At 57.7% G+C, this 25,753-nt stretch carries 25 protein-coding genes; 22 read left to right on the top strand and 3 right to left on the bottom strand.

What is annotated here, in order from left to right; translation table 11 throughout:
• Position 1: 1 nt before the first annotated feature.
• Both BCS37_RS08165 and BCS37_RS08160 read right to left on the bottom strand, forming a co-directional pair.
• Positions 2–1,372: a cytochrome ubiquinol oxidase subunit I gene (locus BCS37_RS08165; RefSeq protein ID WP_069180984.1), complete on the bottom strand. Its 1,371-nt coding sequence runs from the start codon at positions 1,370–1,372 to the stop codon at positions 2–4.
• Positions 1,373–1,533: 161 nt separating this feature from the next.
• Complete coding sequence (locus BCS37_RS08160; protein ID WP_069180983.1) at positions 1,534–2,892, bottom strand: HAD-IC family P-type ATPase; 1,359 nt, start codon at positions 2,890–2,892, stop codon at positions 1,534–1,536.
• Between the two features lie 142 nt (positions 2,893–3,034).
• Here BCS37_RS08160 and BCS37_RS08155 point away from each other — a divergent pair, with 142 nt between their 5' ends.
• From BCS37_RS08155 to BCS37_RS08145, 3 genes are all read left to right on the top strand, one after another.
• Positions 3,035–3,994 (top strand): alcohol dehydrogenase catalytic domain-containing protein, encoded by a 960-nt coding sequence (locus BCS37_RS08155; protein ID WP_069180982.1) that lies wholly within the window; start codon positions 3,035–3,037, stop codon positions 3,992–3,994.
• Positions 3,995–4,092: 98 nt separating this feature from the next.
• Positions 4,093–5,634, top strand: coding sequence for an ABC transporter permease/substrate-binding protein (locus BCS37_RS08150; protein ID WP_069180981.1), 1,542 nt, complete (start codon positions 4,093–4,095; stop codon positions 5,632–5,634).
• Positions 5,635–5,756: 122 nt separating this feature from the next.
• A complete protein-coding gene (locus tag BCS37_RS08145; protein WP_069180980.1) occupies positions 5,757–7,661 on the top strand; it encodes a fructose-bisphosphatase class III in 1,905 nt (634 codons plus the stop codon).
• 52 nt (positions 7,662–7,713) lie between these two features.
• Here the strand turns inward: BCS37_RS08145 and BCS37_RS08140 are convergent, their stop codons facing one another.
• Entirely contained in the window at positions 7,714–8,700 is a 987-nt protein-coding gene (locus BCS37_RS08140; protein WP_069180979.1) for a phosphatase domain-containing putative toxin, read from the bottom strand.
• 220 nt (positions 8,701–8,920) lie between these two features.
• On the opposite strand from BCS37_RS08140, the gene ileS reads away from it, so the two are divergent.
• The 19 genes from ileS (at position 8,921) to pyrR (ending at position 25,629) form a co-directional block, all read left to right on the top strand.
• On the top strand, positions 8,921–12,040 hold the full coding sequence (gene ileS, locus BCS37_RS08135) for an isoleucine--tRNA ligase (RefSeq protein WP_069180978.1): 3,120 nt from the start codon (positions 8,921–8,923) through the stop codon (positions 12,038–12,040).
• A 122-nt stretch (positions 12,041–12,162) separates the two neighbouring features.
• Entirely contained in the window at positions 12,163–12,840 is a 678-nt protein-coding gene (locus BCS37_RS08130) for a metal-dependent hydrolase (protein ID WP_069180977.1), read from the top strand.
• The gene (gene miaA / locus BCS37_RS08125) at positions 12,837–13,805 is read left to right on the top strand and encodes a tRNA (adenosine(37)-N6)-dimethylallyltransferase MiaA (protein WP_069180976.1); all 969 of its coding nucleotides are present in this window, start codon (positions 12,837–12,839) and stop codon (positions 13,803–13,805) included. The genes BCS37_RS08130 and miaA overlap by 4 nt, the downstream gene beginning before the upstream one ends.
• Positions 13,802–14,035, top strand: coding sequence for an RNA chaperone Hfq (hfq, locus tag BCS37_RS08120; protein WP_069180975.1), 234 nt, complete (start codon positions 13,802–13,804; stop codon positions 14,033–14,035). The genes miaA and hfq overlap by 4 nt, the downstream gene beginning before the upstream one ends.
• A gap of 66 nt (positions 14,036–14,101) precedes the next feature.
• Positions 14,102–14,557 (top strand): deoxyuridine 5'-triphosphate nucleotidohydrolase, encoded by a 456-nt coding sequence (locus tag BCS37_RS08115; protein WP_069180974.1) that lies wholly within the window; start codon positions 14,102–14,104, stop codon positions 14,555–14,557.
• A gap of 75 nt (positions 14,558–14,632) precedes the next feature.
• Positions 14,633–15,076 carry an RrF2 family transcriptional regulator gene (locus tag BCS37_RS08110; RefSeq protein ID WP_069180973.1) on the top strand — a complete coding sequence of 148 codons (444 nt, stop codon included), beginning with the start codon at positions 14,633–14,635 and terminating at the stop codon, positions 15,074–15,076.
• Complete coding sequence (locus tag BCS37_RS08105) at positions 15,073–16,215, top strand: cysteine desulfurase family protein (RefSeq protein ID WP_069180972.1); 1,143 nt, start codon at positions 15,073–15,075, stop codon at positions 16,213–16,215. The genes BCS37_RS08110 and BCS37_RS08105 overlap by 4 nt, the downstream gene beginning before the upstream one ends.
• Before the next feature lie 81 nt (positions 16,216–16,296).
• Complete coding sequence (locus BCS37_RS08100) at positions 16,297–17,196, top strand: helix-turn-helix domain-containing protein (RefSeq protein WP_069180971.1); 900 nt, start codon at positions 16,297–16,299, stop codon at positions 17,194–17,196.
• Positions 17,197–17,225: 29 nt separating this feature from the next.
• Positions 17,226–17,690, top strand: a complete 465-nt coding sequence (gene nrdR / locus BCS37_RS08095; RefSeq protein WP_069180970.1) for a transcriptional regulator NrdR — start codon at positions 17,226–17,228, stop codon at positions 17,688–17,690.
• Between the two features lie 21 nt (positions 17,691–17,711).
• Positions 17,712–19,463 (top strand): radical SAM protein, encoded by a 1,752-nt coding sequence (locus tag BCS37_RS08090; RefSeq protein WP_069180969.1) that lies wholly within the window; start codon positions 17,712–17,714, stop codon positions 19,461–19,463.
• Entirely contained in the window at positions 19,460–20,275 is an 816-nt protein-coding gene (pgeF, locus tag BCS37_RS08085; RefSeq protein ID WP_069180968.1) for a peptidoglycan editing factor PgeF, read from the top strand. The genes BCS37_RS08090 and pgeF overlap by 4 nt, the downstream gene beginning before the upstream one ends.
• Positions 20,272–20,994 (top strand): YggS family pyridoxal phosphate-dependent enzyme, encoded by a 723-nt coding sequence (locus BCS37_RS08080; RefSeq protein ID WP_069180967.1) that lies wholly within the window; start codon positions 20,272–20,274, stop codon positions 20,992–20,994. The genes pgeF and BCS37_RS08080 overlap by 4 nt, the downstream gene beginning before the upstream one ends.
• A 7-nt stretch (positions 20,995–21,001) precedes the next feature.
• Positions 21,002–21,520 carry a cell division protein SepF gene (locus BCS37_RS08075; RefSeq protein WP_069180966.1) on the top strand — a complete coding sequence of 173 codons (519 nt, stop codon included), beginning with the start codon at positions 21,002–21,004 and terminating at the stop codon, positions 21,518–21,520.
• Between the two features lie 6 nt (positions 21,521–21,526).
• Positions 21,527–22,339: a pyrroline-5-carboxylate reductase gene (proC, locus tag BCS37_RS08070; RefSeq protein ID WP_069180965.1), complete on the top strand. Its 813-nt coding sequence runs from the start codon at positions 21,527–21,529 to the stop codon at positions 22,337–22,339.
• Positions 22,339–23,133, top strand: coding sequence for a YlmH family RNA-binding protein (locus tag BCS37_RS08065; RefSeq protein ID WP_069180964.1), 795 nt, complete (start codon positions 22,339–22,341; stop codon positions 23,131–23,133). Before proC ends, BCS37_RS08065 begins: the two co-directional genes overlap by 1 nt.
• Positions 23,134–23,150: 17 nt before the next feature.
• Positions 23,151–23,705 (top strand): DivIVA domain-containing protein, encoded by a 555-nt coding sequence (locus tag BCS37_RS08060; RefSeq protein WP_237142700.1) that lies wholly within the window; start codon positions 23,151–23,153, stop codon positions 23,703–23,705.
• Positions 23,706–23,710: 5 nt separating this feature from the next.
• Positions 23,711–24,166: a signal peptidase II gene (lspA, locus tag BCS37_RS08055; protein WP_069180963.1), complete on the top strand. Its 456-nt coding sequence runs from the start codon at positions 23,711–23,713 to the stop codon at positions 24,164–24,166.
• On the top strand, positions 24,166–25,068 hold the full coding sequence (locus BCS37_RS08050) for an RluA family pseudouridine synthase (RefSeq protein ID WP_069180962.1): 903 nt from the start codon (positions 24,166–24,168) through the stop codon (positions 25,066–25,068). The genes lspA and BCS37_RS08050 overlap by 1 nt, the downstream gene beginning before the upstream one ends.
• A gap of 12 nt (positions 25,069–25,080) precedes the next feature.
• Positions 25,081–25,629 (top strand): bifunctional pyr operon transcriptional regulator/uracil phosphoribosyltransferase PyrR, encoded by a 549-nt coding sequence (pyrR, locus tag BCS37_RS08045; RefSeq protein ID WP_069180961.1) that lies wholly within the window; start codon positions 25,081–25,083, stop codon positions 25,627–25,629.
• Positions 25,630–25,753: the final 124 nt, after the last annotated feature.

Here is a 25,753-nt window from a genome sequence, read left to right as displayed (position 1 = left end):
CTTACTTTCCTCCTTCGATGGCAGGTGTGATCTGCGTGCGGCGGATGAAGCGGAAGGCTATGTAGAGTGCCGTGATGATGAGCAGCAGATAGAGCACGGTGAAGCCGATCATTGTAAACATGATCTCTCCTGCGCTGAGGTTCGGCGACACGCCGTCAATGGTTTTCTGCAGCCCCATGACAAGCCACGGCTGACGACCCATCTCCGCAACGATCCAGCCGCAGGAATTCGCAATAAAAGGAACGATGACAAGCCACGGGAGCGCATAGAGCAGCTTCTTTGCCGAGAACAGCTTGTCCTTTTTTGCCAGGTAGAATACGACAAGCGAGACAAGTACCATGAAGAATCCGGCGCCGACCATCGCACGGAAGGAGTAGAAGAGCATCGTTACGTGCGGACGGTAGTCGCCCGGGCCGAACTTCTCGACCGCTTCCTTCTGGAGGTCGTTGATGCCGCGCACCTCGCCCTTGATGTTGTCATGCACCATGATGGTGAACATATAGGGAATCGTGATCTCAAAGTCGTTATGCCCCTTCTCCATGTTTGGATAGGCGAGCACGGCGAACGGGGCGGGATCCTCCGTCTCCCAGAGCGCCTCCATTGCCGCAAGCTTCATCGGACTTGCCTGTGCAAGGTACTGCGTGTGGAAATGTCCGCTCATGATGACGCCGATGACGCCGACGATGGTGTAGATTGCACCCGCCTTGATCGCCTGTGTAAAGGCGTAGCGCGACTCCTCGTCGTGGAGCAGCTTCCATGCCGAGACCGCCATGATGACGAAGCCTGCCGTTGTGATGCCCGCGAAGAGCGTGTGCGACTGCTCACCGAGGATATAGTGGTTCGTGATGAGTTCAAAGAAGTTTGCCATCTCTGCGCGTCCGTTGGCGATCGTGTAGCCGACGGGGTGCTGCATGAAGGAGTTGGCAACGAGAATCCAGAATGCCGACAGGTTGCTGCCGATCGCGACGAGCCAGATACACGCGCAGTGTGCCTTTTCGGACAGCTTGTCCCAGCCGAACATCCAGATGCCGAGGAACGTCGACTCGAGGAAGAACGCCGTAAGTGCTTCGAGTGCGAGCGGTGCACCGAAGATATCACCCATGAAGCGAGCGTACTCCGACCAGTTCATGCCGAACTGGAATTCCTGCACCAGACCGGTAGCGACACCCATCGCAAAGTTGATGAGAAAGAGCGTGCCGAAGAAATGCAGCAGCTTTCGGCAGGTCTTCTTCCATTCCGGTCTCTTCGTCTTCACGTAGCACGTCTCGAGCAGGGCGACGAAGATCGCCATGCCGAGGGTGACGGGGACGAAGAGAAAGTGATAGATGGTGGTGATTGCAAACTGCCATCGTGACAGCAGCACTTCTTCCATTTCCAAACCCCTCCTAAAAATAAAACCTGTGATAATATCACCGCCCTTTGTCACACGGATTGCGACAAAAGCCCTTGATTCGGTGAATTATATCATAGGTTAAAATGAAATACAAGTTAGATGAATATTTTTACTTATATAGGAATAGATATTTGTTGCTTTCATTCCCGAAGCGCGTTCACAACAAGCAGAACAAGGAAGAAAATAAGGGCACCTCCCACAAATTGATAGGGGAGCGCTGCAACGCCGAGGAAACTGAATACTCCTGCTGCAGTGGGCGAGAAGAGGAGGAGAAAGAGAATGCCGAGCCAGAGGTTCTGCTTTGCACGTGCGCGTGCAGCGTTGCTCGTATCCCAGAGGTCGACGAGACTCGGAAGCCCCTCAGCGGCAAGCGTGATGTCGGGAGTGAAATTCGTAGAGCGTCCCTGATTGCGCAGCGCTTGTGCTTCGAAGTAGGCGGCATCCTCGGGCGACATCAGCGGTTCGGTTTCCTGCGGCACTTCTTCTGCGTCCGGTCCGCGCAGAAGCTCCTCGTGCAGCGGATCGTGCGGTGTCTCGTCCGACTCGACTGCGGGCTGCTTCTCGTAGGAGGATGGGCAGCCGATGCTGATGTCTGCTGCACGCATAGCGGCTTGATCTGCCATCGGGTCGCCGACCATCGCGACAACGGAGCCGTGTGATTGGAGCAGTCGGATCTCACGCGCCTTATCTGCGCTTGTGAGATCGGAGCGCACCTCGGCGATGCGGAGCTCCTTGCCCGTCGCGTTCGCGAGACGCTTTGTCTCGCCTGTGAGGAGGATGAGGGATAGCCCGCGCTCCTTGAGGGCCTGCAGTGCACGTCTGACCTCAGCATGTATATCGTCGCGGACGGCGATAATGCCGCGTGCGTACTTGCTCGAGCTGACAAAGAGCGGCGTCTGTCCGCTCGTGGCGAGCTGGTCGGCACGCGTGAGGAGCGCAGCACTGATCTCAATGTTTTCCTCCTGCAGCCATTCCTTCTTTCCAACACGTACGGGCGTACGCGCGATCAGTGCTTCGACTCCGAAGCTCTCCGTCTCATGTGCGGCAGAGTGACGCTGCAGATGCAGACCGCGCTGAACGGCGGTATCGTAGAGCGCGTGCGCATAGGGATGCGTCGCTTCGCGTTCGGCACTGGCGGCGAGTGCGAGCAGCGAGCCCTGCGTCATGCCTTCGGGCACAAGTGCGGAGATGAATACACTGCCCTCTGTGAGCGTGCCGTTGCGGTTGAATGCAATCGTGTCAACGTGCAGCAGTTCGGTCAGTGCGCTCGTGCGGCTGCATGTTACCCCGCAGCCATGCAGACGGCGTTTGATGCGCAGCGCAATGAACCTGCGTGAGACGAAAAATGGCAGCGGTGACGCGGCGAGGAAGACACCGAGAAAGATTTCGGATGCCGTTTCGATTGAAACATCGCCCGCCGCATACCAATACCCAGCTGCACCCGCTGCGAGAATGACGCTGGCAATGAAATGTGAAAATGTGGAGAAAAATTTCTTCACGGACGTTCATCTCCTGATACTTTTTACAGGGGCATTATAGCACAGGCGGGGGAATGTGACAAATCTATTCGTGCGTACTTGCCCTTTGCGATGGGAAGATGATAATATGGAAGAAAATGATTCGTGGTCTGGAGGAAACGGGATGAAAGCAGTTGTCGTGTATGAACCCGGCGGAGCGGAGCAGCTTGTCTATACGGATGTTCCTCGCCCTGTGCTCCGAGAAGGTTGGTCGCTCGTCCGCGTGCGTGCATTCGGAGTCAATCACTCGGAGATCTTCACGCGGCAGGGGCTTTCTCTGACCGTCACCTTTCCGCGCATTCTCGGCATCGAATGTGTGGGGACGGTCGAGGAAACGACGGATGCAGATCGTTTGCCTGTGGGGCAGCGTGTCGTCTCGCTCATGGGGGAGATGGGACGCGCCTTTGACGGCGGCTATGCAGAGTATGCGCTCTTGCCGAATGAGCAGATTTATCCCGTGGACAGTGAACTCCCGTGGGAAATCTTTGCGGCAATTCCGGAGACGTATTATACGGCGTTCGGCTCTCTGAAGAATTTGCGTGTATCCGATAGCAATGTCGTGCTTGTGCGCGGCGGAGCAAGTGGTGTCGGCATCGCATTTCTGCGTCTCCTGCGTACACAGTTTCCTCAGATGCGTATCGTTGGGACGACACGGCGCGCGGAGATGGGAGAGCAGCTGCACGTGGCAGGATACAGCGATATTGTGACCGAAACAAACGGGACACTCGATACCGAGGAGCAATATGACCGTATCCTTGATCTGGTCGGACCTTCAGCCATCAAAGACAGCATGCAGCATCTCAGGTGCGGCGGTGTCCTGTGCAGTACGGGGCAGCTCGGCGGGAAGTGGTTCCTTGAGGAATTCGACCCCATCGTCGATCTTGCGGAGGACGCATACCTTACGTCCTTTTATTCGGGCAATGTGAGCGCGGAGCGTCTGCGTGAGATGTTTGACTACATCGAACAGTACGCTGTTCCCGTGCAGCCGGAGCGCGTCTTTTCCCTCTCGGAGACGGCGGATGCGCATCGCTGGCTCGAGGGCCAGAACGGATTTGGCAAAGCGGTTGTACTTGTGCAGAAGTGAATCCCTCCCTCTGCGGGAGGGATTTTCTTGTATGAAGATACTTTCTGTGGTATAATACCATTATTGTGATACTGTAAATTACATTTTGGAGATAAGATATGGAGCTAATACAGGACGTTCTTTCGATTTTTGCGGAGCGCAGCGCATTCTTTGTGCAGCTGACGGTGGAACATCTCTGGATTTCTGGAGCGGCGATCGGCATTGCGATCGTGCTTGGCGGGGCAGCGGGTATCATGATCCACAAATACGAACGTGCGGCAGCGCCGACGCTCGGGACGGTCAATTTTCTCTATACGATCCCATCGATCTCGATGCTCGGCTTTTTGATTCCGTTCTTTGGCATCGGCAACCGTTCGGCAATCATCGCACTCACAATCTACGCCCTGCTGCCGATGGTGCGTGCAACGCATACGGGACTCTCGCAGATCCCGCCCGCACTTGTTGAGGCGGGGGGCAGCTTGGGTGGTACGGCGCTGCATGTACTGACGCGCGTTCAGATTCCGCTCGCCATGCCCGTCATCATGTCCGGCATCCGCAATATGGCGACGATGACGATTGCGCTCACGGGCATTGCCTCCTTCATCGGTGCGGGCGGGCTCGGCGTTGCGATCTATCGCGGCATCACAACGAACAATCCAGCGCTCACGATTGCAGGCAGTCTGCTGATTGCAATCCTCGCGCTCGTGATGGACGGTGCTTTGGGGCAGGTGGAGGCGTGGCTGAAACGTCCTGCACGCATCAGCGGAACACCGCGTGCGGCGTATGCAGGAGCGGCGGCTGCTCTGATTGTTGCTGTGAGTGGAGTCACCTATGGATTCTTCGGCAGGGCGGACATTGTCCATATCGCGACTAAGCCGATGACGGAGCAGCTCATTATGGGCGAAATGCTGAAACTTGTGATCGAGCATGATACGGGTCTTGAGGCGCGCATTACCGCCGGTGTGGGCGGCGGCACCTCGAACATACACCCTGGGATGGAGAACGGCGTGTTCGACATCTACCCTGAGTATACGGGGACGGGGTGGAATATGGTATTGAAGGAAGAATCGAAGTACAACGAGGACTTGTTCCCGAGGCTGACCGAGGGATATGAGCAGCGATTTGCCATGAGTTGGGTCGGGATGTACGGATTCAACGATACCTTCGGCATCGCCGTTCGGCGGGAAATTGCTGAGAAGTACGATCTGCACACTTACTCTGATCTGCGCCGCGCTGCCCCGCAGCTGACGTTTGGTGCGGAGTATGATTTCTTCGAGCGTGCGGATGGATTTCCCGCGCTCTGCAAGGCATACGGACTTGATTTTGCACGTACGGTTGATCTCGATATCGGGCTGAAATATCAGGCGCTTGCGAACAAGCAAATTGATGTGATGATTGTGTTCACGACGGATGGGCAGCTTGCGGCGGCAGATGCACGCGTCTTGACGGACGATCAGGGATTCTTTCCGTCCTATCGCTGCGGCAACGTCGTGCGCGCGGAGGTCTTGGATCGGCATCCAGAGCTTGATGCTGCGCTCGAAAAGCTGACGGATAAGATCACAGATGAGGAGATGGCGGCAATGAACTACGCCGTCGAGAGTGAGGGCAAAGAGCCACGCGCCGTTGCGGAAGAGTTTCTGCACGGGAAAGGAATTGTTTGAGCGTGAATATGCGCCCCCATCACTGCAGGCGGTGGTGGGGGCACTTTATGCTATTCCTTGAAAATCTCTCTGCATAATGTTAGAATACAGAAGAGTAAAAATATTGCGCAGGAGGAAGCGATATGAGCATAAACACGACAAAGGCGGAGCAGGACAAGGTGCTTCGGCTGATGGCGGAGAAGTACCCGACGAAGGAGATCGTCTACGAGAAGATCGTCTATCTGAAATCGCAGCTCATGCTGCCGAAGGGCACGGAGCACTTCATGAGCGATCTGCACGGTGCGTATGATTCGTTCTTTCACATCCTCAACAACTGCTCGGGTGTCATCAAGGAGAAGGTGGACTACTGCTTCGGCGAGCGCATGACGGAGGAGGAGAAGGAGGAGTTCTGCACGCTGATCTACTATCCGCGCGAGAAGGTGGAGCAGCTGACAGCAGAGGGCAAGGCGGACGCAATCTGGTATCAGCAGAACATTGCAAATCTGCTCGAACTGACCAAACTCATGAGCTGGAAATTCCCTGCAAGCAAGATGCGCAGCTACATTCCAAAACGCTACGAATCCGTCATCGTGGAGCTGTTGAGTACGCGCCCCGAACTGGATGAGGCGCAGCTCTACTACTATAAACAACTGATCGAGACCATCGTGGAGATCGGCGGCGGTACGGACTTTATCGATGCGTTCAGCGTACTCGTCAAGCGGCTCGCGGTCGAGCGCATCCATATCGTCGGCGACTTCTTCGATCGCGGCGATCGTCCCGACGGCATCATTGACCTCCTCATGCAGCATCCGTCCGTTGACATCCAGTGGGGCAACCACGACGTGCTCTGGATGGGCGCAGCACTTGGCAGCGAGGTCTGCATTGCAGCGGTCATCCGCAACTCGCTGCGCTACCGCAATACGGACGTGCTGGAACGCGGCTACGGCATCAGCCTGCGCCCGCTCTCGACGTTCGCCTCGCGCATCTATCCGGATGCGAACCCAATCAAGGCGGCAGAGCGGGCGATCTCGATGATGATGTTCAAGCTCGAGGGGGCACTCATCAAGCGCAATCCGGACTTCCACATGGAGGATCGTCTGCTCCTCGATAAGATCAACTTCAGCCTATCCTGTGTCACCCTCAACAACGGGCGGCGCGTGGAACTCGATAGTGCCTACTTCCCGACGATTGACGACGGCGCAGATTGCTACGAACTGACGGAGGAGGAGCGGCACATCATCGACGATCTGCGCTCCTATTTCCTTGAGAGCAAGGCACTCCAACGCCATGTGGACTATCTCTACGAGCGCGGCAGTATGTATATGTGCTGCAACGGCAATCTGCTTTTTCACGGCTGCGTTCCCATGAACGAGGATGGGAGTTTCCGTACCATTATCTACAAGGGCGAGGAATACACGGGACGTGCATGGATGGACTTCTGTGAGGAAAAGGCGCGCGCGGCTTGGAACGAACACACGCAGGAAGGGCTGGACTTTATGTACTTCCTCTGGTGCGGGTTGCTTGCGCCGACCTCGGGACGCTCGTTCACAACGTTTGAGCGTTCCTTTATCTCCGACGAGTCGACGTGGAAAGAGCCGTCCGACCCGTATTTCCGTCTCATCAAGGAAGAGGAAATCTGCGAGAAAATCCTTGCGGAGTTCGGGCTTGACCCAAAACACGGGCACATCATCAACGGGCACGTTCCTGTCAAGGTAAAGAAGGGGGAGAGTCCGTTGCGTGCGAATGGTCGCGCGATCATCATCGACGGCGGTTTTGCGACGCCATACCATTCCAAGACGGGCATCTCGGGCTACACGCTCATCTACAACTCGCGCGGGCTGCGTCTCCTCCAGCATCAGACGGTGGCGAATGTACGTGAGGCACTGCGCGAGAACCGCGACATCGAGTCCGTCTCGCAGACGGTTGAGCTGCAGGCGCGCAGCTGCCTCGTGCGCGACACGGATCGCGGCGCGGCGATCATGGACGAGATCGCCGACCTGCACGCCCTCCTGCGCGCGTATCAGACGGGGCATATCAAGCCGCAGTAAGAGAATAAGAAAGCCCGTACATCAAATACAATGTGCGGGCTTTCTTATTCTCTTATGGATTCTTCTTCAGCCACGTACTCCACGGTACGGCATAGTTGCCCTCGTGATTCTGCTGAACGTAGTCGTAGAACTTTGCGATCATTTCTGACTTGTAATGGTAGTCTGCATCCTCCCATCCCGCCGGTGCATGCTGCGTGGTCGGGTCGTAGGCGAGGTATGCTCCGCCGAGCAGGTACTGACGATAGAGAATGTCCTTCAGCGGGACGGAGGGATTTTTCATCATATCGTACATCGCCATAAAGCTGGTCGTGCGTCCCTTGCCTGCCTGACAGTGAAAGTGCATCCATGTATCCGCAGGCATTTTTTTCACGAGATCGACAAAATTGTCGATGGTCTGTGGGTCTGCCCATTTGTGGTCGGTGACGGCGAGACGGACGTAGCGCACTCCCGCATCCTCGACCAGCTCACGCTCCGTCATCGCCGCCGTGACGCGGATGGTCTGCTGATTTTTTGGCTGCTTTTTCTTGTCGAGGTGCGCGAGCACGACATCCTTGCCCTGTGCACTGCGAATGCGCATGTTCTCGTCACGCAGTGCCTCGTGCTTCGTCCGGCCGATATTGCCCCAGTCGTGCTTGCCATACCAGCTGACGGCGTTCCCATTCATGAAGCCGTGCGACTCCTGCCGCAGATCGACGATACAGATCGAGCCTTTTGCGCGCGTGTGCAGGTCTTTCAGCAGCGCGTGAAAGGCAGGGACGGAGAACTCCGCGCTTCCCGAGAGCGGAAGGGCGTCTAGCCCCTCGCGAGAGGGAGTGTAGTTCGGGTCGACACCGAACTTCGCCGCGTCTGTCCGTGTTTGGAATGGCGATGCCGCCGTGCGGAAATTGTGCGGCAGCTCCGCCGCATTGCCCGCCGCTGTATCGATGCGCCAGACATAACCCCGGTAGTCTGCATTCGTATCGGCGGAAGAGGCGGTGTATGGGATGATGCATAGCGTGCATAATAGCAGGGCAGTGAGTAAATGTTTGAATGCGTACATGATATCCCTCTGCTGTGTAAATCGACGATCCTTTCGGAATCGCTGATAAAACCTTTGCTCGAATTGGCGTGGATTTTATCTGTGCTTTCTATATTCATCGTTGGTTATAGCACTCTTTGCATAAAGGTGCAAGAGAAATCTTGGGCAGATGCCGCCTGTTCCTTGAAAAATCCCCTCCCGTGTGCTAGAATGACGTGACTACGCTACGGGAGGGGTTTCTTTGTACGAGAAAGTAGATACCAATCTGAATTTTGCCGCGCGCGAGAAAGCCGTTGCGGATTTTTGGCGCGAGAATCATATTGCACAGCAGGCGGTGGATCAGCGTGAGGGCTGCGAGACGTTCACGTTCTACGACGGCCCGCCGACGGCGAACGGTCGTCCGCACATCGGTCACGTCCTGACGCGCGTCATCAAGGATATGCTGCCGCGCTACCAGTCGATGAAGGGGCGCAAGGTGCTCCGCAAGGCGGGCTGGGACACGCACGGTCTGCCCGTGGAGCTTGAGGTCGAGAAGGCGATCGGTATCAACGGCAAGGAGCAGATCGAGGACTACGGCATCGAGCCGTTCATTAAGAAATGCCGCGAGTCCGTCTGGAAGTACAAGGCGATGTGGGAGGAGTTCTCCGATGTCGTTGGGTTCTGGGCGGATATGGAGCATCCCTACATCACGTACGAGAATAACTTTATCGAGTCCGAGTGGTGGGCGCTGAAGGAGATCTGGAAGAAGGGGCTGCTCTATCAGGGGCACAAGATTGTTCCGTACTGCCCGCGCTGCGGTACGCCGCTCTCCTCGCATGAGGTGGCACAGGGCTATAAGGACGTGACGGAGCGCTCGGCAGTCGTGCGTTTCAAGGCAGCGGACGAGGATGCCTACTTCCTCGCGTGGACGACGACACCGTGGACGCTCCCGTCGAACCTCGGCCTCTGTGTGAACCCGAACGTGACCTATGTGAAGGTGCGCGTCTATGGCAAGGTCTACTATCTCGCCGAAGCTCTGATGGACAGCGTATTCGCGGACTCGTGGGGCGACCGCGAGATTCTCGCGACGATGAAGGGCAGCGATCTTGAGCACCGCAAGTATGAGCCGCTCTATCCATTTGCGGACAAGGATGTGCAGGATAAGGCATTCTTTGTCACCTGCGATGACTATGTCACGACCGAGGACGGCACGGGCATCGTTCACATCGCGCCTGCCTTTGGTGAGGACGATAACCGTGTCTGCCGCAAGTACGGCATGCCGTTTGTTCAGTTCGTCAACGACAAGGGCGAGATGACGGAGGAGACGAATTGGCCGGGCGTCTTTGTCAAGGATGCCGACCCCCTGATCCTTGCGGATCTCGAAAAGAGCGGCAAGCTGTTCAAGGCACCCGAGTTTACGCACAGCTATCCGCATTGCTGGCGGTGCGACACGCCGCTGATCTACTATGCACGTGCCTCGTGGTTCATCCGCATGACGGCGGTGCGCGACGCACTTGTTGCGAACAACAATACGGTCAACTGGATTCCGAAGACCATCGGTGACGGGCGTTTCGGCAACTGGATCGAACATGTGCAGGATTGGGGAATCAGCCGCGACCGCTACTGGGGTACGCCCCTCAACATCTGGAAATGCTCCTGCGGGCACGAGCACTCCGTCGGTTCGATTGCGGAGCTGCGCGAGCTCCAGCCAAACTGCCCCGCCGATATCGAGCTGCACCGTCCGTATATCGACGCGATCACGTTCCCGTGTGAGCAGTGCGGTGCTGAGATGCACCGTGTGCCCGAGGTGATCGACTGCTGGTTCGATTCCGGTGCGATGCCGTTTGCGCAGTGGCACTATCCGTTTGAGAATAAGGAGATCTTTGAGAAATACTTCCCCGCAGATTTCATCTCTGAGGCAGTCGATCAGACGCGCGGTTGGTTCTACTCACTGATTGCGATTTCGACGCTGCTCTTTGACAAGAGCCCGTACAAGAACGTCATTGTCCTCGGTCATGTGCAGGACGAGAACGGGCAGAAGATGAGCAAGTCGAAGGGCAATGCGGTCGAGCCGATGGACGCACTGCGCCGTCACGGGGCGGATGCGATCCGCTGGTACTTCTACGAGAACAGTGCGCCGTGGCTGCCGAACCGCTTCTTCGACGATGCGGTGCAGGAGGGCGCGCGCAAGTTCATGGGGACGCTCTGGAACACATACGCGTTCTATGTCCTCTACGCGAATATCGACGAGTTCGACCCGACGGCGCACACGCTCGACTACAGCCGCCTCTCGGTCATGGATCGCTGGGTGTTCTCACGTTTGAATACAATGGTGCGTACGGTGGACGACTGCCTTGCAAACTATCGTGTGACTGAGGCGGCAAAGGCGGTACAGTCCTTCGTCGAGGAGCTGTCCAACTGGTATGTGCGCCGCAGCCGCAGCCGCTTCTGGGCGAAGGGGATGGAAGCAGACAAGGTGGATGCCTACCTCACGCTCTATACCGCGCTTGTGACGACGGTAAAGGCGGCGGCACCGATGGTGCCGTTCATCACAGAGAGCATCTACCGCAACCTCGTCTGCTCGGTGGACAAGACTGCGCCGATCTCCGTGCACCTTGTGGATTTCCCAACGGTGGACGAGGCGTTGATTGATCCCGCGCTTGAGGAGAACATGGAGATCGTCCTTGAGGTCGTGACGCTCGGGCGTGCGGCGCGCAACGCGGCGAACATCAAGAATCGTCAGCCGGTTGCAAATATGTTTGTCAAGGCGGAGCACGCGCTGCCGGCATTCTTCGTTGAGATTATTGAAGATGAGCTTAACGTCAAGGCGGTCGCGTTCCGCGACGATATGTCGGACTTCCTCGCATATCATGTGAAGCCGAACTTCCATGCGCTCGGTCCCAAGGTCGGCAAGCGCATGGGTGCGGTCAAGAAGGCGCTCGAGGAGAGCGACGGTGCGGCAGTGAAGGACGCGCTTGCGGGTGACGGCAGCTATACGCTTCACCTTGCGGACGGCGATGTCACCGTCACATCCGAGGATGTCGAGGTTACGGTCTCCCAGCAGGAAGGCTACAACTGCCAGAGTTATGGCGGCGTGACCGTTGCACTCGAGACCACGCTCACGCCGGAACTCCTCGAGGAGGGGTTCGTCCGCGAGATCATCAGCAAGGTGCAGACGATGCGCAAGGAGTGCGGGCTCGAGGTGACGGATCATATCGCACTTGATCTTTCCGGCAACGACAAACTGACACAGATTGCCGCAAAGAACGAGTCGTTTATCCGCGAGATCACGCTCGCCGACGCCGTGTCCTACAATGCACCTGCCGGTACAAGCAAAGAGTGGAACATCAACGGCGAAAAGCTGACGATCGGCATTAAATAAATTTGGTTGAAAAAGCCGCTTCGTTCGGGGACTGCCCGAATGAGGCGGCTTTTCTATTGACATTGTTTTGACATATCGTATAATAACAATAATAATATCTGTGAAATAGGAGAGTGGTCGCAATGGTAAAATTCAGCTACTATGGTCATGCGGCTTTTTTGCTTGATGACGGGACGCACAAGGTGCTCGTGGATCCATTTCTGACGGGAAATCCGATGTCGAGCATCGCGGCGAACGAGGTCGACTGTGACTTCATCCTGCTCACACACGCGCACGGGGATCATCTCGGCGACGCGCCCGCGATTGCGGTGCGTACGGGAGCGGCGATTGTTGCGATTCCTGAGGTGATCTCTGCCTGCGAGGGGCAGGCACGCGGAGAGATCCGGTCGCATCCGATGAACATCGGCGGCTCTCTCAGTCTGCCGTTCGGTAAGGTGCGCATGACATTTGCACAGCACAGTGCAGGTGTTGCGGGCGGTATAGCGTGCGGATTTGTCGTCTACATCGGCGGCAAGGTCGTCTACTACTCCGGCGACACGGCACTCTTCAGCGATATGCAGCTGATCGGGCGCAAGGATGTAATCGACTATGCGGTGCTCCCCATCGGTGACAACTATACGATGGGTCTCGAGGATGCGGCGCAGGCGGCGCAGTGGCTCAATGCAGGTCATGTCATCCCGATCCACTACGATACGTGGCCGGTCATCGCGCAGGAAGTAAACCACTACAAGGAAGTTACGGAGGCAATGACGCGCGCAAAGGTAAACGTCGTTGCACCCGGTGAAACCATCGAACTTTGACCGTGCATGCAAAGAGTCCGCTGCTCGTCCTTGTCGGACCAACGGCAGTGGGGAAGACGGCGCTTTCCCTTCATCTTGCGGAGGTGCTCGGGACGGATATCGTCTCGGGCGACTCCATGTGCATCTATCGCGGCTTCGACATCGGCAGTGCGAAACCGACCGCAGAGGAGCGGGCGCGTGTCACGCATCATCTCGTGGACATATTGGATGCGGATGAGCCGTTCTCCGTCACGGAGTTTGCTGCACGCGTCGCTGCCCTTGTGCGTGAACATGAAAGCACGGATCGTCTGCCGTTTATCGTCGGCGGGACGGGGCTCTACATCAAGGCTCTCGTAGAGGGGTATGCTTTCAACGAGACGCAGGAGCAGGGACTTTTTCGCCGTGCGATGGAGGGCGTTGCTGCGCGGCGCGGGAATGCGCGCGTGCATTCCTTCCTCGCGCATCATGATCCCGAGGCAGCAAAGCGCCTGCACATCAACAATCTCAGGCGTGTGATCCGTGCGATCGAGGTTGTGCGCTATGGAGACGAACGCATCTCACAGGAGAGTGCGCTGATGAACGGGACGCAGCCCTACGACGCCTTTGTCATTGGGCTGCATCGAGCGCGTCCGCATCTCTACGAGCGCATCAACCTGCGTGTGGAGACAATGTTCGCAGCGGGGCTTGCAGATGAGGTTGCAGGATTGCTCGCGCGCGGCATCGGGCGCGATGCACCCGCGATGAAGGGCATCGGCTACAAGGAGACAGCGGCATATCTTGCGGGTGAGATGAGCCTTGCGGAGGCAATTTTCGCTATTCAGACGGCGACGCGGCATTTCGCAAAGCGGCAGCTCACATGGTATCGCCGGATGCCCTATATTCACTGGTACGATGCAGATGCACAGTCGGAGACGGAGCTCCTGCACGCGATCCTTGCAGATGTGCGTGCATGGAGGGAAGAACGAGAAAGGAGCGCTCAGGCGTGACGGCAAAAATCATCAACTTGCAGGACAATTTTCTCAATCAGGTGCGCAAAGACGGGATTCCTGTGACGATCCATCTCGTGAATGGTTTCCAGATCAAGGGAACGGTACGCGGTTTTGACAATTTCGTCGTCATGGCGGATGTAATGGGGAAACAGCAGATGATTTACAAGCATGCAATCTCTACGATTACCCCGGCGCAGCCGGTCAAGACAATGGTTGAAGAGCCCTGAACGTGCGGACATAGGAAAGCTGCTGCACCGCATTCGGCGCAGCGGCTTTTTGTTTGAGGAGAAGATATGAAGACACGCGGATTTGAAATTGTTTCGGTCTACGAGAACTCTGGGATCCATCTGCCGCAGCGTAAGACGGGGGCGAGCACAGGTTATGACTTCGCGGCGGCGGAGACGGTCGCGATCCCGTCGGGAGAATGTGCTCTTGTCCCGACGGGAGTCAAGGCATATATGCAGCCAGACGAGGTGCTGCTCATCTACATCCGCTCGAGTACGGCGCTCAAGAAGCGCCTCATGCTGATGAACAGCGTGGGCGTGATCGATGCGGATTACTACGGAAACGCGGAGAATGAGGGGCATATCTACATCCCGCTCTACAATTACGGCAAGGAGACGGTGTTCATTGAGGCGGGTGAATGCATTGCGCAGGGGATCTTTACGAGTTATCTCACGGTGGACGGTGATGCCGCAGGACGCGGTGCTGCGCGTGCGGGCGGATTCGGCTCGACGGGGAATCTTTGACAGGAAAACGAATCTCATTTATAATGACGATGTATTGATACAAACTAGGATTCCTGCATCCGTTTGGGAGATGTTATGAAACTTTCAACGAAGGGGCGCTACAGTGTGACAGCGCTCTATGAGCTTGCCCTGCACTACGGGGAGGGGGTTGTGCCTCTCAAGACGATTGCAAAGACGCAGGGAATCTCGGAGAACTACTTGGAGCAGCTGATGGCACCGCTGCGGCGCGCGGGGCTCGTGGAGAGTGTTCGCGGGGCACAGGGAGGCTATACACTCGCACTGCCGCCGGAAGAAGTGACGATCGGGCGCATCATCACGGCTGTGGAGGGCCCGATCGCACTCGTAGACTGTCTGCTGACAAGTGCGGAGGCGGTCGATCAGAGCTGTGTGCGTGCGGGCAGCTGCGTGACGCGCCGCATCTGGGAGGAAGTCCGCGACAGCATCAACTCCGTCTTGAACAATATTTCACTCGCCGATCTCATGCAGCGCAATCAAAATCGCATGGGGTGCAACCAATGAAGCCTGCCCCCATCTATTTCGACTACGCGGCGACAACCCCGATCGATCCGCGTGTTCTAGAGACAATGCAGCCGTATTTGACGGAGATCTACGGCAATCCGTCGAGCCTGCACTCTTTCGGACAGGCGGCACGCCATGCGATTGCACGCGCGCGGGAACAGGCAGCAGCACTGATTGGGGCGCTGCCGGAAGAGATTTACTTTACGAGCGGAGGTACAGAGAGCGACAATTGGGCGCTGTGCGGGATTGCGGAGGAACGCAGGGCGGCGGGCTGCGGCGCACACATTGTGATCTCCTCTGTGGAGCACGCAGCTGTGCGCGAGACGTGCCGTGCGCTGGAGCATCGGGGCTTCGCGGTAACTGAGGTTCCCGTTGATCGGGATGGATGCGTCGAGCCCCGCGCCGTGGAGGCGGCACTGCGTGCAGACACGGCACTCGTCAGTATCATGACGGCGAACAACGAGGTCGGTACCATACAGCCGGTCGCGGAGATCGGCACGCGCATCCGTGCGCGGGGGATTCCGCTTCATACGGATGCCGTGCAGGCGGCTGGACATATCCCGCTCGACGTCAATGTCCTGCATGTCGACGCACTGTCCTTCTCGGCACATAAATTCTGCGGCCCCAAGGGCATCGGCGTACTCTATCTGCGGCGCGGAACGAAATGCACGCCGTTCCTCCATGGCGGCGCACAGGAACGCGACAGCCGCGCGGGCACGGAGAATACGGCGGCGATTGTCGGATGCGGGCGTGCAGCCGAGATTGCACGCGCGGAGATGGACGCAGAAGACGAGCGTATGCGTGCATATACGCAGCTGCTGCGTGCAAAACTCGCGGCGGTGGACGGCATTGCCTTTCACGGTGCGCAGGACAAGCGTCTCGCGGGAATCCTTAACTTCAGCATACGCGGCAGGACGCAGGACGTACTTCTTATCCGTCTCGATCTCGCGGGCTTCGCCGTATCGGCGGGCAGTGCATGCAGTGCGGGTGCTGCACACCCGTCCCACGTCCTCACCGCGATGGGACTTTCGCCCGAAGAGGCAAAATGCGCCGTCCGTGTGAGTCTCGGACGCTTTACGGAACGTTCGGAGGTTCTTGCGTTTGCCGAGACCATCTTGGCCATTGCGGGGCAATGCTGAAAGTATTTGTCTTTGCAGGAAACTTCATGTATAATTAGAACAATGTAGTCTGGAAGTGACAAAAGTCAGGGAGGGAGTCTCATGGTAGGGGACATCTTGCGAAGAGAGCGCGAGAAACAAGGGCTGACGATTGCCAATGTGGAGAAGGGGACGAGCATTCGTGGACTCTATATTGAGCATATCGAACGGGGCAATGTTGCTGAGCTGCCGGGAATGGTCTATGCAAAGGGCTTTGTGCGCAACTATGCGAAGTTTTTGGGGCTGAATGCGGAGAACCTAGTGCAGCAGTTTGCCGAGGAAAATGGGAGCGTATCGGCGCCCTCCGCGCCGGAGCTGGAGACACCGGCACCGACGCGCCGTATATCGCTGAGCAATGTCGGTGATGAGTCGCTCTCGAAGATCTCCATTGGCAGTTCGAGCGCGTCCTATGCGGGGATCTTTGGCAAACTTGCGGTAGGCATCATCGTCCTTGCTGCACTTGTAGGCGGAGGCGCGGCTGTGCTCTCCGCGATCAATTCGCCTGCGCGGGAGACGGCGGCGCCCCCGCCGGTCAAGACGGAGCAGCCTGCTCCGGCATCGGCAGCCGCAGAGGCAGATGCATCCGATGCGACGCGTGCAGCTGCGAATGTCGACGGGGTGCGCGTGAGCGTGACACTCGCGGAGCGCTGCTGGACAGAGGTCAGCGTCGACGGCAAGAGCGTCTTTGAGGGAATCATCGAAAGGGGCAAGACGGAAACCTGGCAGGGCAAGGAATCCGTCGTCGTTCGCGCGGGCAATGCGGGTGCACTGGATGTGACATTCAACGGGAAGAAGCTTGGCAAGTTCGGCGACAATGGGGAAGTTGTTGAGCGCCGCTTTACCAAGACAACAAAGGACCTGAAGGATACACTGCCGACGGAAGCGTCTGCACATGCGGAGAAGAGCACGGCAGGCAGCGACAAGCCTGCAAAGCCGGCAAAGGGGGCTGCGAATACGCAGTGAATCACGGCGCATGAGGAAGGATGAGTACGATGAAATGTCCTTTTTGCAAAAAGCCGGACAGTCGGGTGATTGACTCGAGAGCCGCGGACGATGGAACGACGATCCGTCGCCGCCGTGAGTGCGCGGAATGTGGGCGGCGTTTCACAACCTATGAGGTGGTAGAGAAGCTGCCGCTGATGGTGGTGAAAAGAGATAATCGCCGCGAGCCGTTTAGCCGTGACAAGCTCCTTACGGGGATCATCCGCTCCTGTGACAAACGTGACATCTCGATGGAGCAGATCACGAATTTCGTCGCGGAGATCGAGCGCGATATCCGCAACCGCACGGAGCCGGAGGTGCCGTCCGAGAAGATCGGTGAGATCGTCATGGAGCGGCTGAAGGATTTCGATGAGGTCGCGTACATCCGCTTTGCCTCCGTCTATCGAAAATTCGATGATATTACGAATTTTATTGAGGAATTGGAAACGCTTCGTGCGCGCCGCGGGAAGGAGTAATGATACGGAAAGAGGGACGACTTGGATCATCGACTGAAAAGGCGTTTGCAGGAGCAATTCGCGAAAGAGCACGGCGCTTACCGCTATCCGGCGGGGGGGCGCACGCGCTTTGCGCTCGTCTATCCGAATACGTACTTTGTCGGGATGTCGAACCTCGGACTTCACATCATCTACGATCTTCTCAATCAGCGCGGGGATACAGCGTGTGAGCGCTTCTTTCTGCCTGACCGAACGGAACTTCCGCGCTACGAGCGCACACAGACGCCGATGATGAGCGTGGAGACGCAGACGCCTCTTGCGGACTTTGCCGTCATCGGCTTTGCCATTTCCTTTGAGATGGATTATTTCAATGTCGTCAAAATGCTTGCGCTCAGCCATGTGCGGCTGCGGTCTGCGGAACGCGGTGCGCGTGATCCGCTCGTCATTGCGGGCGGCCCGTGTGCGACGTTCAACCCGGAACCGCTCGCGGAGATTGTGGATGCCTTTGTCATCGGTGAGGGGGAGGTGATTGTGCCTGCCCTGATGGATGCCTACCATGAAGCCGCTCGGGAGGGACTGGATCGCGGGGCACTGCTCCGACGGCTTGCGCGTGTGCCCGGGGTCTATGTACCTGCACTCTACGTTCCCGCCTATGATGGGGAGGGCAAAATTGCTGCGCTCACACCAACTGCGGATGCACCGGCCACTGTTGCCCGTCAGTGGGTGGAGGATCTCGATGCATACCCTGCACATACGGTCGTGGTCACAGAGGAGACGGAGTTCAATCTCTATCTCATCGAGACGGCGCGCGGCTGCGGACGACATTGCCGCTTCTGCATGGCGGGCTACTGCTTTCGCCGTCCGCGCAACCGCTCTCTCGCCGTCATCGAGGAGCAGGTACGTGCTGCCCTGCCCTACGGGAAGAAAATCGGACTGATGGGGGCGGCGATCTCGGACTATCCGGAGATCGACGAACTCTGCCGCTCCATTCTCGGCGAGGGGCTTTCCATGTCTGTCGCGTCCTTCCGTGCGGACTCGGTGACGCAGGAACTCGTCGAGGCACTTGCCGCGAGCGGCCTGCAGACGCTGACACTCGCGCCCGAGGCGGGGAGCGCGCGCATGCGTGCTGTCATCAACAAGGGCATCGAGGAGCATCATCTCTTTACGGCAATCGATCTCGGGGCGGCAGCGCATATTCCAAATTTCAAACTCTACATCATGGTTGGGCTTCCATTCGAGGAGGCAGCGGACATTGCGGCGATCATCGATCTCGCTGAGCGTCTGCGCACCTATATGGATGAGAAGGGGAGCCGCGGGACGCTGACGCTCAGCGTGAACCCGTTTGTCCCAAAGCCCTTTACGCCGTTCCAGTGGATGCCGATGGCAGACAAGAAACGGCTCGATGCGATTATGAAGGAGATCACACAGGCACTGCGCCGCCATAAAAAGATCGTTGTTCACTTTGAGTCGCCGAAGGAGGCCCTTGTGCAGGCGATTCTCGCGCGCGGCGACCGGCGGCTTGGAAAACCGCTCATGCGTGCAGCTGTGGGCCGCGGGGGCAAGGATCTCGTGAGTGAGATGCGCACGGAGGGGCTTGCTCCCGAGGATTACCTTACGCGTACATGGGGGGCAGAGGAATATCTCCCATGGGAACATCTGGACATGGGCTTTTCGAAGAGCTATTTGCGGCGGGAGTATGAAAAAGCAGCGGCACTGAAAGAGACAATTGGCTGTTTTGACGGCTGTACGCGTTGCGGCGTCTGCGGCAGAAAGGAAGAAAGGACGAACGTATGAGTTTTGTACTGCGGCATATGCGCGACAATCTCTGGAGCGGGCGGCTCGATATTTTTCCCGAGGACAGGATTGTGCACGGGTTCTCTGCGCGGCAGGGCGGCGTGAGTCCTGCACCGTTTGATACGCTCAACATGGCGCTGCACGTCGGTGACGATCCTGCACATGTCTGGGAGAACAGGCGGCGCTATCTTGCAGCGCTGGGGCTTGACGCAGAACGGATCTGCACGATCCGGCAGGTACATGGCACGGAGATTGTGCGCGCGTTTCGCCGCGATGCGGGACGTGGGGCGCGTGACTATGCGGATACCCTTGCAGATGCAGATGCCGTTGTCACGAACGACAGCGGTGTCACTCTCCTGCTCTGCTATGCAGACTGTGTGCCCGTACTGCTCTACGATCCCGTGCACAATGCGGCAGGGCTTGTCCATGCAGGGTGGAAGGGGACGGTGCAGCGGATTGCGGCCAAGACCGTGGAACGCATGGGCGAGGAATTCGGCACGTCGCCCTCCGAGGTGCTTGCGGGGATTGGTCCCTCGATCGGGGCAGGCTGCTATACAGTCGGTGCAGAGGTCGCGGAGCGTTTCCGTACAGAATTTTCGGCACATGCAGCCGAACTTGTGCGGGTGCAGGATGAGGAGATCCATCTCGACCTTTGGGCGGCGAACAGCATTCAGCTCGTGGAAGCGGGTGTTTTGGCAGACAATATTGATCGTGCGGACATATGTACCTCGTGTGACCGCAGTTTCTTCTATTCCTATCGTGCCGCAGGCGGCAGGACGGGACGGTTGGCGGCGGTGATGGAGCTGAGATGAGTGAGGATATGACGATCCCAATGCGGATTCAAGAGGTGCGCGCGGCGATTGCTGATGCGCGTGAACGGCGCACGCATATACCGAACGATGTGCCCGTGGAACTCATTGCCGTGACGAAGAACCACCCCGTTGCGGCAATGCAGGAAGCCATCGACGCGGGCATCACGAACATCGGCGAGAACCGTGTGCAGGAGGCTCTGGATAAGGCTGAGACCTTAGCACGCGAGGTGAAATGGCACCTCATCGGTCATCTGCAGACGAATAAGGTGAAGCACGCCGTGCGGCAGTTTGACCTCATTCATTCGGTGGACTCCCTGCGGCTTGCGCGTGAAATCGACAAGGCGGCGGAGAAATTCGGCAAAGTACAGAACATCCTCGTACAGGTCAATCTGGCACGCGAGGAGAGCAAATTCGGCATTGACCGTGAGGAATTGGACGAAATGCTCGCACGAATTGATGAACTGCACTGCGTTCGCTTGCAGGGATTTATGTGTATTGCGCCGAATTATGAGGATGTGGAAGAGTGTCGCCCGCTCTTCCGTGCGATGTATGAGCTCTATCAGCAGGTAAAGGAATGCGCGCCGCGTACGGCGGACATCCGTTATCTCTCGATGGGGATGTCCAACGATTACGCAATTGCGGTGGAGGAAGGCGCAAATCTCGTGCGTGTCGGCACGGCGATTTTTGGCGCACGTCAATATAACGCCCTAGGAGTGTGAGGGATCTGTGAGTATCTTTAAGAAAATATCAACGAAGTTCATCGGCATTACACCCGAGGATGAGGCAGAGGAAAACGAGCAGCAGGAAGACGAGAAGGCAAAGAAGTCTGCCTCTGTCACCGAAATTGGATCGCATGCGAATCGGCGTGCGGAGACGGGCGCGAACCTCTCCGCGTTTCCGGACTTCTCTTCGTCCTCCGGCAGTGCGGGCGGCTCGACGATCGACAACGTGGTCGCGGCGTACCGCATGAATGTCGTCGTCATCGAGCCGCAGACGTTCGATGATGCTCAGCAGGTGGCGGTTAATCTGCAGAAGAAGAAGCCCGTCGTGCTCAATTTCGAAAAAACGGAGAAGAGTGTTGCGAACCGCATCATTGACTTCATCAGCGGCACGACGTATGCCTTGGGCGGCGATATCAAAAAGATCAGCAACAATGTAATCCTCTGTGCGCCGCACAACGTCAATGTCAGTTACTCCGAGGAGGAGCACCGGCTCGGGGATGATATGTCGTTTCTGAACAGGTAGACGGCAATGCGCGATGATATTCAGATCGGCATCATCGGCGGCGGTGCAATGGCAGAGGCGCTGACTGCGGGGATGGTGCACGCGGGAACGTTGCCGCCGTCACAGATCAGCGTGTCCGAGCACAAGGCAATGCGCTGCGACGAACTCATGCACAGGTACGGCGTGCACGCGCAGGTAGGGGCAGAATCCTTTCTGCCCCGTATTTCTGTGCTCATTCTTGCCGTAAAGCCTGCGGCAGCTGCGGCAGCCATGCGTGAGACGGCACCGCTCTTAAAGAAGGGGGCACTCATCCTCTCGATTGTCGCGGGGCTGACGATCGCAGAGATCGAGGCGGCATATCCGCAGCATCCCGTCATTCGTGCGATGCCGAATACGCCGCTCGCTGTGGGAGCGGGAATGTCCGCCTATGCACGCGGGATGTATGCGGATACGGCATACAGCAGCACGGCGGAGATGGTGCTTGGTTCCGCCGGGCGTACCATCGAGGTGCATGAGAGTGACCTCGATGCCGTGACGGGGCTCTCGGGCAGCGGTCCCGCGTATGCCTTCCTGATACTTGAAGCACTTGTTGAGGGCGGTGTTGCCGCAGGGCTGAAACGCGAGACGGCATCTGTGCTTGCAGCGCAGACGCTGCTGGGAGCCGCACAGATGGCGCTTACGTCGAAGCAGTCGCCCGCCGATTTGCGCGCGGCGGTCACAAGTCCGGCGGGCACCACCGCCGCAGGTCTGCGTGTCATGGAGCATGCGGGCGTGCGCTCGGCACTCATCGAAGCCGTGCTGGCGGGAGCGGAGCGTTCCAGAGAGTTGGGGAGAGGATAATGGCAGAGCAGCAGAAAGAGCGGATTCTTCGCTTTTATCGCGGGACGGAGGGCGAGGAGACGGCGATGCGCCTCCTGGATCTCACAGAGGCGGTCGTAAAGACGGTAAAATTCCGGATCAGTCCCTTTCTCGATCCCTACGGGCAGGAGATCGCGGAGATCATCTGTGCTGCCTATGACGATGTGCAGCTTGACTTTGACGGCGGCTATGCGGGCGCGGAGCGCCAGCGTGCCATGCTGCGCCATCGGGATTTCGCGGGGCGTCCGGACGGCTTTGCGATTGCCTGTGTGGAGGCGGCGTGGAACGGACAGTTCGCGCGCCTCACGCATCGTGACGTGCTCGGTGCCGTCATGGGTCTTGGGATCGAGCGGGAACTCATTGGGGACATCCTGCCTGCGCCGGATACAGCAAAGATTATCTGTGACGCAAAGATTGCAGATTTTATCGTAACCAATCTGACGATGATCGGTGCGGTCGGCGTCAAGGCAGTTCTTTCGAGGTTGGAGGAGATCGCGCCGCGTGAGGAGCGAACAAAGGAGATCCGTGCGACGGTGGCCTCTCTGCGGCTCGACTCCATTGTTGCAGCGGGCTTTGGAATCTCGCGCAGCCGCGCGGCGGACGACATTGCGGCGGACAAGGTGAAGCTCAACTGGCAGAGTGCAGCGAGCGCGTCCAAGACGATCAAGGAGGGGGATGTACTCTCCATGCGCGGCCGCGGGCGTGTCGAGGTGACCGAGGTGCGCGGGCAGACGAAGAAGGGGCGTACGGTCGTCGTATTGAACCGGTTCTTCTGAGGAAAGGCGGGAGCAGTGTGCTGACACCGATGGATATACATGCGAAGGATTTTGGGAGAAGCTTTCGCGGATTCAATGAGGCAGAGGTCAACGACTTCCTGAACGAAGTCATGCAGGCATATGCCGATGTGATTGATGAGAAGGAACGCCTGCAGGCGGATCTCGCACGTGCAAAGGAGACGATTGAGGACTTCCGGCGCATCGAGCAGAGTATGCGCGAGACTATCGCGGCGGCACAGAAAACCGCCGAGGACATGACGGCGAGCGCGAAGCGGAATGCTGAACTCACAATCGAGACGGCTGCCAAGGAGGCGCAGAATATACGCCGTGAGGCAGCGCTTCAGGCGAAAGCACAACTCGATGAGGCGGCGGACAAGGTACGTGCGGTTGTAGCGGAGTACGAACGCCTTGTGCGGGAGAAGCATAAATTTCTGCGCCGCATGAAGGGAAATGTGCAGGCGGAGCTTGCGCTCATTGAGGACGCAATCGCGGAGATGCCTGACACGGCAGCGGAGAAACAGGCGGAAAAAGAGCGTGCTGCAGAGCGCAGTGAGCAGCAGGAGGACAGTTGAGATCCATGAGCGGACGTGTACAAGCCGCAGTTTCTTTCTTGGGTATTTTACTGATCGATCAGCTCGTGAAATACTATGTGGAACAGACGATGCTGCCGGGGGAGAGCATCCCTGTTGCAGCCCCGTTTTTTCATATCACATTCGTCCTCAATCCGGGGGCGGCATTTGGAATCTTCCGCGATCAGCAGTGGCTCTTTCTCGCGACGGCACTCGCGTTCTTCGCAGTCTTTGCCGCGTTCTATGAGCGCCTGTACCGCAGCGGCAGCCTCATTCACTTCGGCAGCGTCGCACTCGCAGCGGGAGCTGTGAGCAATCTGATCGACCGCATCCGGCTTGGGCACGTTGTGGATTTCTTTGACTTTCGCATATGGCCCGTGTTCAACATCGCAGACATCGCCATCGTCCTCGGAACGGCAGCAGTTCTCTGGGCACTCTTTGTGCAGAAGAAGGAAATTCGATGATGAGCAGTTCATTTACCGCAGATTGTACGGGGGAGCGGCTGGATCGTGCGCTCGTGCGGCAGCTGCCGGATCTCTCGCGCAGCTATGCGCAGCGCCTCATTGAGGATGGGCGGGTCACGGTGGACGGCACGGTGCGTAAGGCGAACTACAAACTGCGCGGCGGAGAGGAGATCATCTATACGCTGCCGCCCGCCGAAGAGGTGGAGATTTGTGCAGAGGACATCCCTCTTGACGTGCTCTATGAGGATGCGGACATCATCATCGTCAACAAGGCACGAGGCATGGTGGTTCACCCTGCTGCGGGCATCTATACGGGAACGCTGGTCAATGCGCTGCTCTGGCACTGTCAGGATCTCTCCGGCATCAACGGCGCGCTGCGTCCCGGCATCGTGCACCGCCTCGACAAGGATACCTCGGGCGTTATGGTCGCGGCAAAAAATGACATGGCACATCACTTTCTCGCGCGCCAGATTCGGGATAAGGAGGCACAGCGCACATACCGCGCTGTTGTGCACGGCAATATCGTCCCGCGTGCGGGCGTAATTACGGGGGATATTGGACGGCATCCGACCGACCGCAAGAAGATGGCGATTGTACGCGAGAATGGAAAGCCCGCGACCACGCATTTTGAAGTGTTGGAGCGGTTCGGCGACTATACCTATGTTTCCTGCCGTCTCGAGACGGGGCGAACCCATCAGATCCGCGTCCATATGACGAGCATCGGGCATCCGCTCGTCGGCGATACGAAATACACGGCGAAGAAGAACCCCTTTGCGATTTCGGGACAGGCGCTGCACTCGCTGACTCTTCGTCTCACGCATCCGCGCACGCGGGCGGAGATGGAGTTCACAGCACCGCTCCCCGCAGATATGGAGGAGATTCTGCGAGTGCTGCACCAGTAAGGAGATGATGATATGACACAGTTCAGGGAAAAGGCAGTGCTCATGGATGACGACGGCATTCGGCGTGCACTTATGCGAATCTCACATGAGATTGTAGAGAAGAACAAAGGAACGGAAAATCTCGTGCTCGTTGGAATCCGTACGCGCGGTGTTCCCATTGCCGCACGCATTGCCGCCGAGATCGCGCGCATCGAACAGCGTGAGCTGCCGCGCGGCGTGCTCGATATCACGCTCTACCGCGATGATCTCAACGAACTGTCCTATCAGCCCATCGTGCATCCTACGGAGATGCCGCTGGATATCACGGGCAAGACGGTCATTCTCGTGGACGATGTACTCTATACGGGACGAACGATCCGCGCGGCTATGAATGCACTGCTCGACATCGGGCGTCCGCGCACGATTCAGCTTGCTGTACTCATCGACCGCGGGCACAGGGAACTGCCCATCCGCGCGGACTACGTCGGCAAGAACGTCCCGACCGCCGCACTGGAGGATGTGTCCGTGATGCTTCGGGATACGGATGAAGAAGAAAAGGTTGTCATTCGCGAGCGCCTGTGACACCATATGGAGAGAGCCGTGTGCAGGGCGGCTCTCTTTTTGTATCTTGACGGAAAATCTGTAATCGAGGTATAATATTGGTACCGGATCATTTGCATGAGTGCTGATTAGGAAGGATCCTTTG

Origin of the sequence: Selenomonas sp. oral taxon 920 (assembly GCF_001717585.1) — a bacterium.
GTDB lineage: Bacteria > Bacillota > Negativicutes > Selenomonadales > Selenomonadaceae > Centipeda.
Note: the sequence above shows the minus strand (reverse complement) of the source record. Positions and strands in the feature narration are given on the sequence as shown.